This is a genomic window from Mesorhizobium sp. M2A.F.Ca.ET.042.01.1.1 (assembly GCF_003997405.1).
GTDB lineage: Bacteria > Pseudomonadota > Alphaproteobacteria > Rhizobiales > Rhizobiaceae > Mesorhizobium.
In genome coordinates this window covers 18,861-35,213 of sequence record NZ_RZRX01000038.1, presented here as the reverse complement: position 1 = coordinate 35,213, position 16,353 = coordinate 18,861, and the positions used below count along the sequence as shown (strand labels likewise).

The window sequence follows — 16,353 nt, the reverse complement described above, 5'->3', positions numbered from 1 at the left end:
GGCCTTGACCGCGTCCCAGTGCGCGGGCGCGATGCTGCCGGCAGCATCGCCGAGGATCTCCGCCGGCAGCATGCGCACCTGCACCCACAGCACGTGCTTGCCTTGCGGCGCCCGCGACGGATCGACGGCCGTCGGTTGGCCGACCACCAGCACAGGCTGGTCGGGCAGCAGCCCGGCGGTCGCCTGCTGGTAGGTGCGCGACATGGCTTCGAGCGACGGCGCCAGATGCACATAGGCGAACTGGCGAAGCTCGGCGCCGGCGCTCCAATCGGGCAGATCGTCCAGCGCCAGATGGATCATCATCGTGCCCGGTGCATGGCGGAATTTCTGCATTGCCGCATCGAAGCCGGCGTTGCCCGAGCCATTGGGCAGCAGCTTGCCCCGCAGCGCTTTCGGCGCGATGCCGGCGATGACGGCCTTGGTCGCGACATGGGTTTCGCCGGATGCCAGCCGCACCCCAGTCGCCTTGCCGCCGGCAACGGTGATTTCGGCGACATCCGCGCCGGTCGTGATCTGACCGCCAGCCGCCTTCACCATCCCGGCCAGCGCGCGGATAATCGTATCGGCGCCACCTTTGCCCAACACCATGCCGAAACTCTGGTTGGCCATCGATTCCAGGTAGGGGAACACAGCACCGCCGGCGATGTCGGGCGCGAAGTCGAGATGCATGCCCCAGGCGGCGAGCGTCGTGCGCACATGCGGCGTCTCGAAATTCTCCTCCAGCCACGCGCGGGGCGAGGAAAGCAGCAACCGAGCCGTATCCAGCGCGCCGGCAAGACCCTTCTTGCGCCAGAGGTTCCAGCCCGTGCCAGCCAGCGCCTTTGCGCTCATCGGCGATCCCAGCAGGCGGAACAGATGTTCGGCCTCACCCGGAAAGGCGCCTACCAGCCGGCGCCATGTGGCCGCGTCGGCCGCCGAGAAGGCGGCCAGCCTCGACACGGTCTTTTCGAGGTCGATGCTGACGCCGAACCATGTCCCATCGGGGAAGGTGCTGGCGAAACAATCGGCCACCGGCGCGAAGTCCAGCCCGTGGCTATTCAATTCATTTGCATATTTCCGGTGAAAGGCGGAGCCTGCGAAGAGGCTCAAATTCATCGCGCCGAAATCGTGCCGGAAGCCGGGAAGCGTGTATTCGGCGGTCCGCACCGCGCCGCCGATTACCTCGCTGCGTTCGAAAACCGCTATTTTCCAGCCCTTGAGCGCCAGATGCGCGGCGCATGCCAGACTGTTGTGGCCCGCCCCGACAAAGATGGCGTCGAACTCGCTCACGCCCCGCCCCAAAATGCTTTATGCTTAAAGATAATTGCAGATGCATATGTTTTCGTCTAGTAGGTATATTAAGGGCCGCAACGAGCCTTGATCATCACGGACAAGAGGGAACAAAGACCATGGACACGCAGAAACTCCTCGGCGAGGTCGCCAGCCAGCTGCTTTCGGGAGGGATCAAGGTGGTCGACCTGACGGCGCCGCTCGGGCCGAACACGCCGCTGATCAAGCTGCCGCCGGAGCTGGCCGTCGACACGCCGAAGGTCGAGATCCACGAGATTTCCAAATACGACAAGAACGGTCCGTGGTGGGCCTGGAACTGGCTGAAGCTGGGCGAGCATTCGGGCACGCATTTCGACGCGCCGCAGCACTGGATCACCGGCAAGGACTATCCGGACGGCGCCACCGACACCATTCCGGCGCAGAATTTTGTCGGCCCGGTCAACGTCATCGACTGCTCAGTGGAAGCAGCTGAAGACCACGATTTCCTGCTCACCGTCGACCATATCAAGGCCTGGGAAGCCAAGCACGGCGCCATCAATCCCGGCGAGTGGGTGGTGATGCGTACCGACTGGTACAAGCGCAACGGCTCGGAAGCCGAGTTCCTCAATGCCAACGAGACCGGCCCGCACACGCCCGGCCCGACGGCCGAGGCCATCCAGTTCCTGATCAGCAAGGATATCAAGGGCTGGGGCTCGGAGACGATCGGCACCGATGCCGGCAAGGCAGGAGGAATGGAGCCGCCGTTCCCGGCGCACACGCTGATGCACAAGGCCAATCGTTATGGCCTCGCCAGCCTCTGCAATCTCGACCAGCTGCCGCCGAAGGGCGCTATCCTGATCGCGGCCCCGCTCAAGATCGAGCGCGGCACCGGCAGCCCGATCCGCGCGCTGGCGCTGGTGCCGGGCAAGTAAGGCGAGGCGGCGGTCTTCGGGAGAAGATCATGCTCGAGGGCAATGGAGTGATGGATTCGAGGCGGTCGTCTTGGAGCGCTGGGGCTCTACGGCGCCCCCCTCTGTCCTGCCGGACATCTCCCCCTTTAGGGGGGAGATTGGCAGCTTCTGCGCCCCGCTTGTCTTTTCGGCCTTGGAGATTGGCGAAGGCCAGCGTGACATCCAATCTCCCCCCTAGAGGGGGAGATGCCCGGCAGGGCAGAGGGGGGCGCGAAGGAACTCGGCATGGCGTGATTAGCGTTCATTTGCCTGCACCTACGGGTGCCCAATGACCGCCGCCGATCATATCATCGTTGGGAGCGGCATCAACGCCCTGGTCTGCGCGGCGATGCTTGGCGCCAAGGGCGCCAAGGTGCTGGTGCTCGAGCGCAACGACCGCATCGGCGGCTGCATGCGCACCGAGGAGATCACCGCGCCGGGTTTCGTCCATGACGTGATGGCAACGACCTTCGTGCTGTTCATCACCTCGCCGGCCTTTGCCGCGCTCGGCAAGGACCTTGCGCGGCATGGGCTGGAGTTCTGCCACACGGCGACTCCCACAGGCGTTCTCATGCCGGACGGCAGCCATGCCGTGCTCGCCACCGACCGCGCCGCCAACATTGCGGCGCTCAACCGGATCGCCGCCGGCGACGGCGACCGACATGGCGGCGACGTCGGCGGCATCGAGCGCAATGCCGGGCTGCTGTTCGGCCTGCTCGGCGGCGCGCTCTGGTCCTATCCGACAACCAAGCTGCTGGCCGGCGAGGCCTGGCGGCGCGGCCCGCGGAACCTCGCCGCCTTCATGGGCGAGGCGCTGGTGCCCGCGCGCGGCTGGCTGGAAACGAGCTACACCTCCGACATTGTCCGCGCGCTCTGGGCGCCCTGGGTGCTGCATGCCGGACTAGGGCCGGAAGACGCCTTCTCCGGCCAGATCGCCAAGGTCATCGCGTTCGCGTTGGAGGCTGCCGGCGCGCCGATCGTCAAGGGCGGCGCGAAAAAACTGCTCGCTGCCTTCGAGGCGCTGATCAAGGAACGCGGCGGCGAAATCCGAGTCAACGCCGATGTTACCTCGATCGTCCAGGCTGGTGGCCGCGCCTCCGGCGTGCGGCTAGCGTCCGGCGAAACGCTGACCGCCACGAAGAGCGTCATCTGCTCGGTCACGCCGACGCAGCTCTACGGCCGTCTGCTCGATAGGGATACGCCTGAGCCGGCAACCAAGGCCACGCAGGCCTATCGCTACGGCAAGGGCAATTTCCAGATCCACTACGCGCTGGACAAGCCGCCGGCCTGGCGCGGCGAGGGCCTCGACAAGGTGGCGCTGCTGCATCTGACGCCGGGTTTGGATGGCGTTTCGAAAGCCTGCAACGAGGCGGTGCGCGGCCTGCTGCCGGAAGTGCCGACCATCTGCATCGGCCAGCCGCACGCGCTCGACCCCTCGCGCTGCCCGGAAGGCAAGGCGATCCTGTGGCTGCAACTGCCGGAGGCGCCGCGCCACATCAAGGGCGATGCCGCCGGCAAGCTGGAAGCGCCGGCTGACGGGCGCTGGACCGAGGCGCTGCGCGAGGCCTATGCCGATCGCGCCGAGGCGATCCTCGCCAGCCACATCGACGGTTTCCGCGACACGGTCATTGCGCGCCGCGCCTATTCGCCGGCGGATCTCGAGGCGATGAACATCAACCTGGTCGGCGGCGATCCCTATGGCGGCTCGTCCACCATCGACCAGTCCTTCCTGTGGCGGCCGTTCAAGGCAAGCCGCAACCACGAGACCGGCATCAAGGGCCTTTACCATATCGGCGCCTCGACCCATCCGGGTGCCGGCCTAGGCGGCGGCTCCGGCTTCCTTCTGGCGGGGAGGCTCTGATGGAACAGAAGCTCCCGGAAAAGCGCCAGCGCATCTCGACCCTCGGCCAGATCGGCCTGCAGCAATTCGCGCCCTATCTGATGAACCGCATCATGGGCCGCTACAACGCCACTTTGCGCGAGGATTTCCGTAAGCAGGGTCTTACCATTCCGCAGGTGCGGACGCTCGCCGTGCTCTCGGTGACCGACGGTGCCACCGTCAACGACCTCTCGGTCTACACGGTGATCGAGCAGTCGACCTTGAGCCGCACGCTCGACACGCTGGAGGGCCAGGGCCTTGTGCGGCGCGAGCAGGGCGTCACCGACAGCCGCATCCGCCATGTGTTCCTGACCGACGACGGACGCGCGCTCTTCACCCGCGCCTGGCCGGCCATGCACGACGCGTTCGAGGCGATGTTCGAGGATGTCGACGATGCCGAATATGCCGCGCTGATCGCGATCCTGCAGAAGATGCTGAAAAACATCCGCAAGCACGACATCTGAATTGACATACGCGCCGCGTGATTGCGGCAACGGAAGGAGGCGGAGATGGCCGAACGGTCTTTTGCCAAGGAAGTCGAAAAGCTGAGGTTAGGGGCCGGCGAGGAATTCGCCGGCGAGGGCATCCTCGCCATCACCAAGGCGCTGCTGCAATGCGGCGTCGGCTATGTCGGCGGCTATCAGGGCGCGCCGATCAGCCACCTGATGGATGTGCTGGCCGATGCGCAGGACATTCTGGGCGAGCTCGGCGTGCATTTCGAGGCGAGTGCCTCGGAAGCGACCGCCACCGCCATGCTCGCCGCCTCCGTGCATTACCCGATCCGCGGTGCGGCCACCTTCAAGTCGACGGTCGGCACCAATGTCGCTTCCGATGCGCTGGCGAACCTTGCGTCCGGCGGCGTCACCGGCGGGGCGCTGATCATCGTCGGCGAGGATTATGGCGAGGGCTCCTCGATCATGCAGGAGCGCAGCCACGCCTTCGCCATGAAGAGCCAGGTCTGGCTGCTCGATCCGCGCCCGAACCTGCCCTCGATCGTCAAGGCGGTCGAGGATGGCTTCGAACTGTCCGAGGCGTCGAACACACCCGTGATGCTGCAAGTGCGCATCCGCTGCTGCCATGTCCATGGCCATTTTATCGCCAAGGACAACAAGCGCCCGCCAATGTCGGTCGCCGACGCGCTGTCGGCGCCGCGCCGCGACACCGGCCGTATCGTGCTGCCGCCAGCCTCCTTCCTGCATGAGAAGGAGAAGGTCGCCAAGCGCTGGCCGGCCGCGGTCGATTTCATCAAGAGCCGCAAGATCAACGAGATGTTCGGGCCGGACCACGGCTCGGTCGGCATCGTCATGCAGGGCGGCATGTACAATTCCGTCATCCGCGCGCTGCAGCGGCTTGGCCTTGCCGACACCTATGGCGACACCGACGTGCCGCTTTATGTGCTGAACGCCGTCTACCCGTTGGTCGACGACGAGTTCCTCGCCTTCTGCGAAGGCAAGCAGGCGGTGCTGGTCGTCGAGGAGGGGCAGCCCAACTATATCGAGCAGGCTTTCGCGGCCATGCTGCACAAGGCCGGGCGCGGGACCAAGCTGGTCGGCAAGGAGCATCTGCCGATGGCCGGCGAATATACTGGACAGGTCATGCTTGACGGCATCGGCTCCTTCCTGCGCGCCAACGCCCCGCATCTGTTGCCGGGCGAGGTGCGCGCGCCGAACAAGCTGGGCGAGGGCGTCGATACGGCCGATCTCATCAACGTCGTGCCTGGACGTCCGCCAGGCTTCTGCGTCGGCTGCCCGGAGCGGCCGATCTTCGCCGCGACCAAGCTGGTCGAGCAGGAGCTCGGCAAGCACCACATCGCCTCCGACATCGGCTGCCATCTGTTCTCGATCATGCCGCCCTTCGAGCTCGGCGCCACCACCATGGGCTACGGGCTTGGGCCGGCCTCGGCCTCCGCCTTCAACTCGCCGGGAGCCAAACGCCGCTCGATCTCCTTCGTCGGCGACGGCGGCTTCTGGCACAACGGCCTCACCTCCTCGATCGGCAACGCCGTCTTCAACCGGAATGACGGCGTCATCGTCATCGTCGACAATTTCTACTCGGCTGCCACCGGAGGGCAGGACATTCTTTCATCCCGCGCCAACAACCGTACCAAGTCGACCAAGCATCCGATCGACGAGGCGGTGAAGGGCATGGGCGTCAAATGGCTGCGCCACATCGACCGCACCTATGATGTCGGCAAGATGCGCGCCGCGCTGCGCGACGCGCTGACCACCGAGGAGAAGGGGCCGAAGGTCATCGTCGCCTCGTCCGAATGCATGCTCAACCGCCAGCGCCGCGAGAAGCCGCTGGTCGACAAGGCGATCAAGGGCGGCGAACGCGTGGTCAAGCCGAAATTCGGTGTCGACGAGGACATCTGCACCGGCGACCATGCCTGCATGCGCCTCTCCGGCTGCCCGTCGCTGTCGGTCAAGTCGCTCGACGATCCGCTGCGCGACGATCCGGTGGCCTCGATCGACCAGAACTGCGTCGGCTGCGGCAATTGCGGCGAGGTGGCGGATGCCGCCGTGCTTTGCCCATCCTTCTACCGCGCCGATGTCGTCCACAATCCTGGACGCTGGGACCGTTTCCTCGAAAGCGCGCGCCGCGCCGTGATCGGCCTGTTGCAGCGGCGCCGCGAGAGCCGCCGTTTGATGTTCGCCGATGCTTGATCACAACGCAGCGCTGCGCCCGAAGACAGGCGCCTTTGATGACGAGCGGGTGATAAAGCTCGCCGTTCTCGCCGTCGGCGGCCAGGGCGGCGGCGTGTTGGCCGACTGGATCACCGACGTCGCCGAGCGCAACGGCTACATCGCGCAGTCGACTTCCGTGGCGGGCGTCGCTCAGCGTACCGGCGCCACGATCTATTACATCGAGATGGCCCGCGACACCGGCCGGCTGCCGGTCTTCGCGTTGTCGCCCTCGCAGGGCGATGTCGACATATTGATCGCCGCCGAGCTGATGGAAGCCGGCCGCGCCATCATCCGCGGCTTCGTCACGCCCGAGCGCACGACGCTGATCACCTCCTCGCACCGCATCGCCGCCGTCTCGGAAAAGATCGAGCCGGGCGACGGCCGCGCCTCGTCGGAAAAGGTGCACGCGACGGCTCAAGCCGCTGCCAAGCGCTTCATCGCCTTCGACATGGAAAAGATCGCCGCCGACAACGGCACAATGATATCGGCCAGCCTGCTCGGCGCGCTGGCCGGCTCGGATGCGCTGCCCTTCACCCGCGAAAGCTATGAGCAGGCGATCGGCGCCGGTGGACGCGGCGTCAAGGCGAGCCTCGCAGCGTTTGGTGCCGCCTGCGATCGCGCGCGCGGCATCGCGACCGCGCTAATAAGCGAGAAGGCGGCGAAGCCTGCCGCCGCGGAACCCAAGTCGGCGGCGAGGGTCAGCGGTCCGGAAACTCTTCTCAAGGGTTGGCAGCAGCTTGCCGCCCGTGTCGCGGCGCTACCTGAACCAGCGCGCGACATGGCCGAACGCGGCCTGAAGAAGGTCGTCGACTACCAGGACGTCACCTATGGCGGCGAATATCTCGATCGGCTGGACAAGGCGTTCGCGCTGGACGATGCGGAGCGCGGCTATGCGCTGTCCATCGCCGCGGCAAAGCATCTCGCCAACGCAATGTGCTATGACGACATGATCCGCGTCGCCGATCTCAAGACCCGTTCGACCCGCGACAAGCGCGTGCGCAAGGAGGCCGGGGTCAAGGAAGGTTCGGTCCTGCAGGTCACCGAATATTTCCATCCGCGCATCGAGGAATTCTGCGGCACTATGCCGGCAGGCCTTGGCAGCTACATCGAGAGCCGGCCGAAGCTAGCCGCCTTCCTCGACCGTCGCATCAATCGCGGCCGCCACATCCGCACCGACAGCTTTACCGGCTTCGCCATGCTCTGGTTCATCGGCGGCCTGCGCCGCTGGCGCCGCCGCCTGCTGCGCCACAAGGTCGAAGGCGAGCATCTCGAGCGCTGGTACGAATTGGCGCTCAACCATGCGCGGCAGGACTACGCTTTGGCCACCGAAATCCTGAACTGCCGCCGGCTGATCAAGGGCTACAGCGACACCCATGCCCGCGCCCAGTCGAAATTCGACCGCGTGCTGTCGGCGCTGCCGATGCTCAAGGGCCGCGAAGACGCCGCCGACTGGCTACGCCGCCTGCGCGAGGCGGCGCTGAAGGACGAGAAGGGCGACATGCTGGACGGCGCGCTGAAGACGGTGGCGACGCTGGGCGGATAGCCGCGCTCCGTGGTGTTTCAGTTGACACCTTGGACGATGCCGGATGCGCGAAGCACCGGCAATGGCGCTTCTTCACGGAGTCCGGCTCGCGCCGAGTCGACTATTCGCTCGCTTCCCGTCCTGAAATCTGCTCGACGAGGATCCGGAAAAAAACGTGCGGAATGGTGTCCGATGTGGGAGGCGTGACGGGCCTGAGCGCGCCTGGCTCCCACCAATCGGTGTGCTTGCTCAAGACCGACCAGGCATGGTCGCGCTCAACCTTATGGCCGACTCGGTCGGGCAGTTCCTCATAGCGGCCGTCGACAACAACGCTTCTCCATCCGCGTCCTTGCGTATGTTCCTGTACCTGGGCGCACACCAGGGGATTGGCCCGCATCCAGTCGATCTTTTTACCCTCCAAGGAGAATGCATAGAGATGGCTGTCGGCGTAGGCATAGTTGAAGCATACGACGTAAGGTTGCCCATCCTTCACGCATGCCAGATGGCCGATGCGGTTCGCCGCCAGCAATTTCGTGCATTGCAAAGTGGAGAGCGTGCGGATCATCATCGCTGTGAACTCCTGGTCTCAACCGGCCTTCGGCCGGTCTCCGCCGATCGGCCTCTATCACCTGGAGCCTAGAGCGGAGGACCTCGTGGCTCCTTGATATGGATCAATTTGATGCCGGCCGCGACAATCCCATTTCAACGGCGCAACCGGGAGGCGACGCGTGCCGAACCGTCGCGGGGCGGTGCCGTCGATGGGGCTAACGAAGATGTGATCCACACCGCTCCGACGGAATTCGGCCTACACTCCGTTTCACGGACGTAGGGACGAATTACGGAGACAACGCATGTTCGCAAGATACTTTCTGTCCATCGCCCTGGCCGCCGGCACATTGACGGTTTCCGCCGTCGGTTCCGAGGCCATGCCGCTTGTCAAGCCAAGCGCATCATCTTCGCTGCCGATCGAGACAGTCGGCTGGCGCTGCGGCCCCGGCTGGCACATGAACCGCTGGGGCAGATGCGTGCCGAACCGCCGGGTCCGCCCGATGCATGTGCGCCACTGGCATCCCGGCTTCTGGTATCACGGCCGCTGGCATCACGGTTTTTGGAGCTGATGACCGCTCCCGGATCGCCGTCGACGCCCGCACCGGAAACGGCGCGGGCATTTTGGCTAAGGTCCCCACGCACAGCTTCGAAACCTCCGCGCCAGCGTTCGTGATTGGCCGCGGCCCCTCAGTTCGTCATCCACGGGCGGAGCGGGAGCGAAGCGGACGCGGAGACCCGAGGATGACGAACTGAGAGGGCGCCGAAGCCATCTCTGACCGGCAAACCCAGGCTCACCCCACCAGATCCCGCATCGGCTTCACCTCAGCGGACTCCGGAAACACCTTGTCGCCGAGCACCGCGGCGGACAATCCGAACTGATCCGCCAGCAGCCCCTTCAGCACCGCGCGCACATCGCTGGTCGGCGCAAGGTCGCGGCCTTCATAGAGCTGCGCCGGCTTCAGTCCCGGCCAGTCGGCAATGACGCGGCCGCCCTTGATCGCGCCGCCGGCGAGCAGCACCACCGTGCCGGTGCCGTGGTCGGTGCCGACAGTGCCGTTGATGCGCGCCGTGCGGCCGAACTCGGTGATCGCGACGATCGCCGTATCCTTCCAGCGCTCGCCGAGCCCCTTCTCGAATTCCTCGAACGCGCCGTCGAGGCCGCCGAGCAGGTTGGCGAGCCGCCCCGTCGCGCCGCCTTCGTTGACATGCGTGTCCCAGCCGTCGAAGGCTAATGCGGCGATGCGCGGCCCGTCATCGGCCGCCATCAGCCTGGCAGCGCCCTGCGCCGACTGGCGCATGCCGGCGGCATTGTCGAGGCCGCCCTTCGGCTTCATCGTCTTGCCATCGAGCTGGTCGCCCATCGCCATGCGGTCGGCGTCGAGACCTTTCTGCAGGGCAGCAGCCAGCACCGGGTCGCGATGGTTGTAGAGGTCGAGCACGCGTTCGGCCAAGGCGTCGCGGGGCGTGGGCAGCGCCTGTGGCGCCCAGCCGAGCACGGGTGCTGCGCCGCGGATCACCAGCGGCGTCGACGGCCCGACCGCGAGTCCGCCGGCCTTCGCGATCCTGTCACCGGCCGGCAGATTGGCCAAAGCCCGGTTGAGCCAGCCGGTGGTGGCATTGCCGGGGCTTGGCAGGCCGCTTTCCAGCACGTCCTGGCCGTCGAAATGCGAGCGGTCGCGATAGCCGGTCGCCGCAGCATGCACCACCGCCGCCTGGCCCGCCTTGAACAGGCGCGCAAACACCGGCATTGCCGGGTTGACGGCGAAGAAACCGTCGAGTGGCAATGCCGGGTTGGCGCCTGAGAGCGAAAGCGCGATGTCGCTATGCAGGCCGGCATAGTCCGGGTCGCCGACCGGCCCGACCGTCGACAGCCCGTCCAGCGCGCCGCGCAGCACAATGACGATCAGGCGCGGGTCGCGCTTGTCGGCGGCGCGGGCGAAGCGCGGTAGATAGGCCCAGGCGAACAGCGCCCCGCCGGTCATCAGCATCGCGCGCCGGGACAGGGTTGGGGTTTCGCAAAGAAGGCTCATGGCCGCATCTCCATTGCTGTCAGCGACGTTGGAACTCAGGCGCCATCAACAGCAGCGCCAGGCCCTGCTGCTTGGACTCGGCGCGCGAAATCGCGACCCGCGTCTCGTCCGACACGGACGCGCCGATCAGCGACGACAGCATCTCGTCGGGATCGCCGATGTCGTTCGCCTGCTTCGCGGCCTGCCAGGCGATGTCGAGACGCGTCTTCAGCCCCTCCGCCGAAGCCCAGGCGTCGGTGCTGTCGGCAAAGCCGTTCGGTCCTGGCGGCTGCCACAGCGGCTCGCCGAGCGCGCTCAGCCAGCGCAGCGACCGCTGCGGTTCGTTGCCGGCGGTCGCGCCGACCGCCCGTCGCAGCGCGACGACATAATCCAAGGGCGAGCGCAGCTTCGTGAGCGGCGTCGACCAGGCTTCGGGCATGTCGACCAGCGTCAAGGCGATCGAGCGCAGGTCGCCGTCGGTCTTGGTGAAGACCGAGGCCAGGCGGGCGACCGCCCCCGCCGGCGGATCGTCGGCGATGAAATGGCGCGCAAGCTTGGTGGCGATGTGCCGCGCGGTGGCCGGATGGCGGGCAATGTCGTTGAGCGCGGCCTCCGCCTGGCCCATGCCGCCGTCGGGATAGGTCTTGCCAAGCAGCGCCGCCTTGCCCGGCTGATGCGCATTGGCGTTGAAGACGAAGCTTCCCGGTTCTCCCAGCCGCCCCTCGCGGCCCGCCATGGTCCAGCCGGTCAGCATGGCGGCGAAACTGGTGACGTCGGCCTGAGCATAGCCGCTGCCGACGCCGAGCGTATGCAGTTCCAGGATCTCGCGGGCGAGGTTCTCGTTGAGGCCGCGGCCACGCCTTTTGCCGGCGCGCGAATCAGGCCCGATCGACTGTTGGTTGTCGAGATAGAACAGCATCGCCGGATGATGCTCGACAGCCAAAAGCATATCGGCGAAACGGCCGAGCACGAAGGGGCGGATCGCCTCGCGTTCGAAGGCGCCGGCGCAGGCGCGCACGACCGGCGCCTTGGCGACCGACACGCAGAAATGGTTCGACCAGAAGCCGACCAGCCGCTCCACGACGCCCGGCGTCGCGGCGAGCGCCTTGTCGAGCCGGGCTTGTGCGTCGTCGCGATAGATATCGGCCTCGACACGCGGCAAAGCGGGCTTGGCTTTTGCCACGGCCGGGCCGGCTGGATCATCCGCTGGCATCGGCTGCATGGCGGCGGCCACCTTCTCATCCCGCGCCGCCTTACGCTCCATGGCCGCCGCCATGCTGGCCTGGATCGCCGCCGTGCTGTCCAGCAGCCCGGCATTCCTCGGATCGTCGGGGGAAATCAGCGCGATATCCTGCTGCTTGAGCTCGGCCTTGAGGTAGCCGCGCGGATCGGCGGCGATCTTGCCGAAATCGTCGCCCGGTCTCGCGCCGAGGCCGAAGCGGTGGAGTGCGACCAGCGCCGGATCGGGCGGCGTTGCATTTGATGCGGGTAAGGCCAATCCAGCCTCCATCTCGCCGGCCGGCGCGCGCCGCGTCGACCGGAATGTCCTCGTCGTCGGATGGCTTCCCGACGCCGGCCGCAGCACCGGCGTCATAAGCGGGTCATCATCACCAGCGGCGCCAGTGGTGCCAGCGGTGGTACGGATGCCAAGCCGGGCCGATATAGACGCGCGGTCCGCCCCAGTAATAATAGCCGGGATAGACGACGCGGCGATTGGGGACACAGCGGCCCCAGTAGTTGGGATGCCAGCCCGGACCGCAGCCCCAGGCGACTTGCTCGACCATTGCCGGCGCGGCGGGCGCAACCGGCGCGATCGGCATGGCCCAAGCCGCGCTTGCGGCGACCGTCCCGCCGATGGCGAGCGCGGCGGCGAGCGAATATTTCGTCAGATTGTTCATGGGATGCTCCCGAAGTTCCGAGGTTGAAGAGAACCTGCCGGCATCGACTGACGGCAGGCCTGTCCCTCTTTCCCTTGAACGGGGCGCGCCCGCTTTTCCGTCGCTGCCTATGGCGATTTTTTTGCAGGCGGCGGCTGCCGGCCGGCACGCCGCAACAGTGCGTCCGCCAGCAACTGGCGGTCTTCCGGCGAGCCCGACGCGGCGAATTCGATGATGCGCTGCTCCAACCGGGTGCGCACGGTGACATCGGCATTGCGCGCGCGCTCCAGGGCCGCCGCAAGGGCGGCGGTGTTGAGGGTGGGCTGCTGCAGCAGGTTCGCCGCCTCGCGCCGCGCAGCCTGCCCATCAAGGATCACGTCGCGGGACTCGCGGCGCACCTCGCGCAGCGCCTGGCGGAAAATCTTGCGGTCGGCGGTGGGCAGCCGGCCGCCGGCCGATTCCAGCGAATAGCCCAGGTTGGATTTGCCGATCAGCCAACCGGCGCCGCCGGCCACCGCGCCGATCAGAAAAACATTCAGCACCAGGGATGCCGCGACAAGACGGGGGTTCATAGATCCTCCTCCGCCTGGTCGGCATCGGGCCCGGCGTCGCCGAATGACGTCGCATTGGCGTCCATCACATAATGATCGGGCTGGATATCCGGGCTGACGACGGTTACCAGCGCCAGCCCGGCCACGGCGCCGGCAAGCCCGACGCCGGCAAGCCCGAAGCCCAGCCACCAGAACCGGCGGCGGCGCTCCTGCCGGACCTCGGTCGCGGCGCGGGCGACGATGGCGCGATGCAGCGCCGGGCTGGGCGCCTCGACCCGATGCCGGTCGAGCATGATGTCGAGCCTGCCGGCGCGCGCCAGGATGGCGCGGCCTTGCTCGGTCTCGGCAAACAGCGTGGCGGCGGCCTGCTCGGCCGACGGCCAGCGGTGCAAGGCGCTGCCATAGGCGTCCGCCAGCGCGGCGAAGCGTCCAGCATCCATCGGCCCTTCTCTCGTCCTCTCAGCCATATCGTTCCCCCTTCCACCGTTTTGACGTGGCCCCCCACGCCCTCATCCGCGAAGCCGGCAACTCCCTTGCTGTCTCAGTCATCGCCATCGTCTCCGATAAGCATCGCCTGCAGGGCGCGGCGAGCCCGCGCGAGCAGGCTTTCCAGCGCATCGACGCTGACCTGCATGGCGCCGGCGGCCTCGATGTTGGACAGCTCCTGATAATAGACCAGCACGATCGCCTCGCGCTGGCGCGGCGCGAGGCGCAGCAAGGCCTGGTTGACCCTGCGCTCTTCGTCGCCCGGCATGGCATCGGGAAGCGGTGTGTCATCGGCCACCTCCGGCAGCTCGTCCGTTACCCATTCGCGCCGGTGCCGCAGCCGGTCGTAGCAGAGGTTGAGCGCGACGCGATGGATCCAGGTGTCGAAGCGTGCGTGCCCCTGGCGCCAACCTGAGGCGTGGCGCCAGATGCGCACGAAAGTCTCCTGGGCGACGTCCTCGGCCTCCGCCGCGTCGCCCAGCATCCGCGCGGCCAGAGCCAGGATGCGCGGCAGCTTGCGCGTCACCATCGCCTGCACGGCGGCAGGGTCGCCGGCGCCGATGCGCCGTACCAGCTCCTCGTCCGGATCTGCGCCCATCAACAGGGGCGCTCACATGTCTCATTGCGCGGCATAACCTCTTGGTCATTGCTCCTGATTGGGAGCGGTTTTGTGGCCTGGCCGCTCGTCGGCGCCGATCACCCCGTCGCCATTCTTGTCCAGCTTGGCGAAGCGCTTGGCGAGGAAAGCGTCGAGCTCGCTCTTGTCGACGAAGCCGTCCTTGTTGGCGTCCATGCGCGCGAAGGATTTGGCCGGATCGCCCTTGGCCTTGCGCGCGGTCTGGAAAGCGGTCCATTCGGCGAGGCTGACCTTGCCGTCATTGTCGGTGTCGGCCCGCATGAACGCCTTTTCCCGGCGCGCCTCGAACTTTTCCAGCGTCAGGCTGGACTTGGTTTGGTCAGGCTTGGCGGCCGCCGAGCTGTCCGGCGTCATCTGGGCTGGCGCGGGGGCAGGCGTCGTCGTCTGGGCGACGGCGACGGCGACAGCGGTCTGCAGGCCAAGGGCAAAGGCGAATAGGCGGATCATGCTCTCGTCTCCGGTTGGCGCGGCCATTGGCGGCCACGCTTCAGCCGTTGAACGCGGCGACGAGCAAAATCCGTCGGTCTTTTCGGCCGGACAGCAAATTCATCCGATCCGGTTGCGCTGGACCGGATTGCGCCCGAACGGAAGCGGCGACTATCTCTGGTTGTCGACCACCATCAACTGGTCCGATTTGAAGCCGGCATGCTGCGGGGTCCAGACGTCGCCCTCGCGGTTGAACCAGTGGCACAGATACATGCCGGAAGCCGCGCCGTCGCTGACGGTCATTTCCGGACCTCCGGACTTCAGCCTGACGACGTCTCCGGTCTTGAAACTATTGGGCATTTTCGACCTCCCATGCTGACCGGCCGAGTTTCCCACCAACAGCTACTCCCGACAATGGCCGAGATGCGCCGATGACGTGGTACAGGGTTGGGAAGGTGTCGAAAAACCGATGCCGCTTGCCTGGCGCGCCGGGCAGCGCTCCATGCGTGGCCGGATGGCGTCGGGGCTTCGCAGGCCAAGCGATCGGCCTGATCGCTGCATGCCTTCAATCGGTGTCGCGCTGTGGACCCGGTGGCTGCGCCGATTGGCTGTCTTGTCCCGCCGGGCGGACGGTCATGGACCTCTCATCGGGCCACAATGCCTGTGCCTTCATAACCGCTGCCAGGAGATTGTCTGCTTCAACGCTTCCGATCTCGGTTAAAAGCGGGCTGTTGCCGCCTGCCGTGAAATCGACGTGATAGACAGTCCAACTCCTCATTGCATTTCCGGCAATTTGCGTCTCGGTGCGGGCACGCGGATGGAAGCCCGGCTCGCTTTTGTGGTTAGGATTTTGAGGTCCACGAGCCGGGCATGCGCCAACCGATGGGCGGGGGGCTTGGGGTTATCAGCCGGCGCGATGGCGAGACTGTCTGATTTGCCCGCCGGTCCACAATCGACCGAGGTCCATCCTGCCGGACGCATTGGTCCGAAAGGACCAAAGATATAGCCCCTTATTCCGTTGGGGCAGATTGCCTGTGCCGGTGATCTGTCAGCGCGGCTTGGCAAAAATCTGCGGGCGCGCCATCAGATACCTGTCCCAGGCCGCCGGCATCGGGCGCGGATCGGGCCGGGTCAAAAGCAACAAAGACGCCGCTCTGGAGAGCCGGCAACCCGCGCTGGATCACGTTTCTCTTGGATGGAGGCAAACCTCTTCCTCCGCAGGCAGCGTTTGCGGCTGAAGCAACTCGGAAGGCGAAAGCGGACCGCCGCAGGGCAAGGTCCAGCAGCAGCAGCGATCAAATCGAAGTTCGAAAGATCGGGTCGTCGCTACACCACCCGGTCATTTCAAACCGCTCCATCTCAGGGATATGGCCTGACCCTGGCGATCGAACCGGCGCATTCGGAGAGGCTTGTGCCGAAGAGCGAAAAACACTAAGCCAGCCCGCGTGGGGCCTGTAGCTCAATGGTTAGAGCCGGCGGCTCATAACCGCTTGGTTGGGGGTTCGAGTCCCTCCGGGCCCACCAACTATTCCATT

At 66.3% G+C, this 16,353-nt stretch carries 16 protein-coding genes and 1 tRNA gene; 7 read left to right on the top strand and 10 right to left on the bottom strand.

The features are described from left to right. Nucleotides 1-1,269 (bottom strand): NAD(P)/FAD-dependent oxidoreductase (locus tag EOA23_RS08620; protein ID WP_145966410.1); only part of this gene is annotated, 1,269 nt, incomplete at its 3' end. 119 nt (nucleotides 1,270-1,388) lie between these two features. On the opposite strand from EOA23_RS08620, the gene EOA23_RS08615 reads away from it, so the two are divergent. The 5 genes from EOA23_RS08615 (at nucleotide 1,389) to EOA23_RS08590 (ending at nucleotide 8,304) form a co-directional block, all read left to right on the top strand. Next, a complete protein-coding gene (locus EOA23_RS08615; protein WP_126062911.1) occupies nucleotides 1,389-2,180 on the top strand; it encodes a cyclase family protein in 792 nt (263 codons plus the stop codon). A gap of 307 nt (nucleotides 2,181-2,487) precedes the next feature. After that, on the top strand, nucleotides 2,488-4,059 hold the full coding sequence (locus EOA23_RS08605; RefSeq protein ID WP_127303614.1) for an NAD(P)/FAD-dependent oxidoreductase: 1,572 nt from the start codon (nucleotides 2,488-2,490) through the stop codon (nucleotides 4,057-4,059). After that, nucleotides 4,059-4,541, top strand: coding sequence for a MarR family transcriptional regulator (locus tag EOA23_RS08600; RefSeq protein WP_127303613.1), 483 nt, complete (start codon nucleotides 4,059-4,061; stop codon nucleotides 4,539-4,541). The genes EOA23_RS08605 and EOA23_RS08600 overlap by 1 nt, the downstream gene beginning before the upstream one ends. Before the next feature lie 45 nt (nucleotides 4,542-4,586). Beyond that, entirely contained in the window at nucleotides 4,587-6,740 is a 2,154-nt protein-coding gene (locus EOA23_RS08595) for an indolepyruvate ferredoxin oxidoreductase subunit alpha (RefSeq protein ID WP_127303612.1), read from the top strand. Further along, entirely contained in the window at nucleotides 6,733-8,304 is a 1,572-nt protein-coding gene (locus tag EOA23_RS08590) for an indolepyruvate oxidoreductase subunit beta family protein (protein ID WP_127303611.1), read from the top strand. Before EOA23_RS08595 ends, EOA23_RS08590 begins: the two co-directional genes overlap by 8 nt. Nucleotides 8,305-8,404: 100 nt before the next feature. On the opposite strand, the gene EOA23_RS08585 is transcribed toward EOA23_RS08590, so the two are convergent. Further along, nucleotides 8,405-8,851, bottom strand: a complete 447-nt coding sequence (locus EOA23_RS08585; protein WP_127303610.1) for a pyridoxamine 5'-phosphate oxidase family protein — start codon at nucleotides 8,849-8,851, stop codon at nucleotides 8,405-8,407. Between the two features lie 283 nt (nucleotides 8,852-9,134). Between EOA23_RS08585 and EOA23_RS08580 the strand changes: the two genes are divergently transcribed. After that, complete coding sequence (locus tag EOA23_RS08580) at nucleotides 9,135-9,401, top strand: hypothetical protein (RefSeq protein WP_127303609.1); 267 nt, start codon at nucleotides 9,135-9,137, stop codon at nucleotides 9,399-9,401. Between the two features lie 222 nt (nucleotides 9,402-9,623). On the opposite strand, the gene EOA23_RS08575 is transcribed toward EOA23_RS08580, so the two are convergent. From EOA23_RS08575 to EOA23_RS08540, 8 genes are all read right to left on the bottom strand, one after another. Next, nucleotides 9,624-10,862, bottom strand: coding sequence for a DUF1501 domain-containing protein (locus EOA23_RS08575; protein WP_127303608.1), 1,239 nt, complete (start codon nucleotides 10,860-10,862; stop codon nucleotides 9,624-9,626). Between the two features lie 19 nt (nucleotides 10,863-10,881). Beyond that, on the bottom strand, nucleotides 10,882-12,351 hold the full coding sequence (locus EOA23_RS08570; protein WP_127303616.1) for a DUF1800 family protein: 1,470 nt from the start codon (nucleotides 12,349-12,351) through the stop codon (nucleotides 10,882-10,884). 97 nt (nucleotides 12,352-12,448) lie between these two features. Further along, on the bottom strand, nucleotides 12,449-12,739 hold the full coding sequence (locus tag EOA23_RS08565; RefSeq protein ID WP_127303607.1) for a hypothetical protein: 291 nt from the start codon (nucleotides 12,737-12,739) through the stop codon (nucleotides 12,449-12,451). 107 nt (nucleotides 12,740-12,846) lie between these two features. Further along, nucleotides 12,847-13,290 (bottom strand): periplasmic heavy metal sensor, encoded by a 444-nt coding sequence (locus tag EOA23_RS08560; RefSeq protein WP_127303606.1) that lies wholly within the window; start codon nucleotides 13,288-13,290, stop codon nucleotides 12,847-12,849. Beyond that, complete coding sequence (locus EOA23_RS08555) at nucleotides 13,287-13,736, bottom strand: hypothetical protein (protein ID WP_127303605.1); 450 nt, start codon at nucleotides 13,734-13,736, stop codon at nucleotides 13,287-13,289. Before EOA23_RS08555 ends, EOA23_RS08560 begins: the two co-directional genes overlap by 4 nt. A 74-nt stretch (nucleotides 13,737-13,810) precedes the next feature. Further along, nucleotides 13,811-14,353, bottom strand: coding sequence for an RNA polymerase sigma factor (locus EOA23_RS08550; protein ID WP_127303604.1), 543 nt, complete (start codon nucleotides 14,351-14,353; stop codon nucleotides 13,811-13,813). A 45-nt stretch (nucleotides 14,354-14,398) separates the two neighbouring features. Beyond that, nucleotides 14,399-14,839 carry an acid-shock protein gene (locus tag EOA23_RS08545; protein WP_127303603.1) on the bottom strand — a complete coding sequence of 147 codons (441 nt, stop codon included), beginning with the start codon at nucleotides 14,837-14,839 and terminating at the stop codon, nucleotides 14,399-14,401. A 150-nt stretch (nucleotides 14,840-14,989) separates the two neighbouring features. Then, nucleotides 14,990-15,178 (bottom strand): DUF2158 domain-containing protein, encoded by a 189-nt coding sequence (locus EOA23_RS08540; protein ID WP_127303602.1) that lies wholly within the window; start codon nucleotides 15,176-15,178, stop codon nucleotides 14,990-14,992. A gap of 1,088 nt (nucleotides 15,179-16,266) precedes the next feature. On the opposite strand from EOA23_RS08540, the gene EOA23_RS08535 reads away from it, so the two are divergent. Then, nucleotides 16,267-16,342 (top strand) — tRNA-Ile (locus EOA23_RS08535). The last annotated feature ends 11 nt before the right edge of the window (nucleotides 16,343-16,353 follow it).

What these genes read in the sequence shown, in the direction of transcription:
- EOA23_RS08615 (WP_126062911.1), top strand. Translation starts at nt 1,389, where the DNA reads ATGGACACGCAGAAACTCCTCGGCGAGGTCGCCAGCCAGCTGCTTTCG.
- EOA23_RS08605 (WP_127303614.1), top strand. Translation starts at nt 2,488, where the DNA reads ATGACCGCCGCCGATCATATCATCGTTGGGAGCGGCATCAACGCCCTG.
- EOA23_RS08600 (WP_127303613.1), top strand. Translation starts at nt 4,059, where the DNA reads ATGGAACAGAAGCTCCCGGAAAAGCGCCAGCGCATCTCGACCCTCGGC.
- EOA23_RS08595 (WP_127303612.1), top strand. Translation starts at nt 4,587, where the DNA reads ATGGCCGAACGGTCTTTTGCCAAGGAAGTCGAAAAGCTGAGGTTAGGG.
- EOA23_RS08590 (WP_127303611.1), top strand. Translation starts at nt 6,733, where the DNA reads ATGCTTGATCACAACGCAGCGCTGCGCCCGAAGACAGGCGCCTTTGAT.
- EOA23_RS08585 (WP_127303610.1), bottom strand. Translation starts at nt 8,851, where the DNA reads ATGATGATCCGCACGCTCTCCACTTTGCAATGCACGAAATTGCTGGCG.
- EOA23_RS08580 (WP_127303609.1), top strand. Translation starts at nt 9,135, where the DNA reads ATGTTCGCAAGATACTTTCTGTCCATCGCCCTGGCCGCCGGCACATTG.
- EOA23_RS08575 (WP_127303608.1), bottom strand. Translation starts at nt 10,862, where the DNA reads ATGAGCCTTCTTTGCGAAACCCCAACCCTGTCCCGGCGCGCGATGCTG.
- EOA23_RS08570 (WP_127303616.1), bottom strand. Translation starts at nt 12,351, where the DNA reads ATGGAGGCTGGATTGGCCTTACCCGCATCAAATGCAACGCCGCCCGAT.
- EOA23_RS08565 (WP_127303607.1), bottom strand. Translation starts at nt 12,739, where the DNA reads ATGAACAATCTGACGAAATATTCGCTCGCCGCCGCGCTCGCCATCGGC.
- EOA23_RS08560 (WP_127303606.1), bottom strand. Translation starts at nt 13,290, where the DNA reads ATGAACCCCCGTCTTGTCGCGGCATCCCTGGTGCTGAATGTTTTTCTG.
- EOA23_RS08555 (WP_127303605.1), bottom strand. Translation starts at nt 13,736, where the DNA reads ATGGCTGAGAGGACGAGAGAAGGGCCGATGGATGCTGGACGCTTCGCC.
- EOA23_RS08550 (WP_127303604.1), bottom strand. Translation starts at nt 14,353, where the DNA reads ATGGGCGCAGATCCGGACGAGGAGCTGGTACGGCGCATCGGCGCCGGC.
- EOA23_RS08545 (WP_127303603.1), bottom strand. Translation starts at nt 14,839, where the DNA reads ATGATCCGCCTATTCGCCTTTGCCCTTGGCCTGCAGACCGCTGTCGCC.
- EOA23_RS08540 (WP_127303602.1), bottom strand. Translation starts at nt 15,178, where the DNA reads ATGCCCAATAGTTTCAAGACCGGAGACGTCGTCAGGCTGAAGTCCGGA.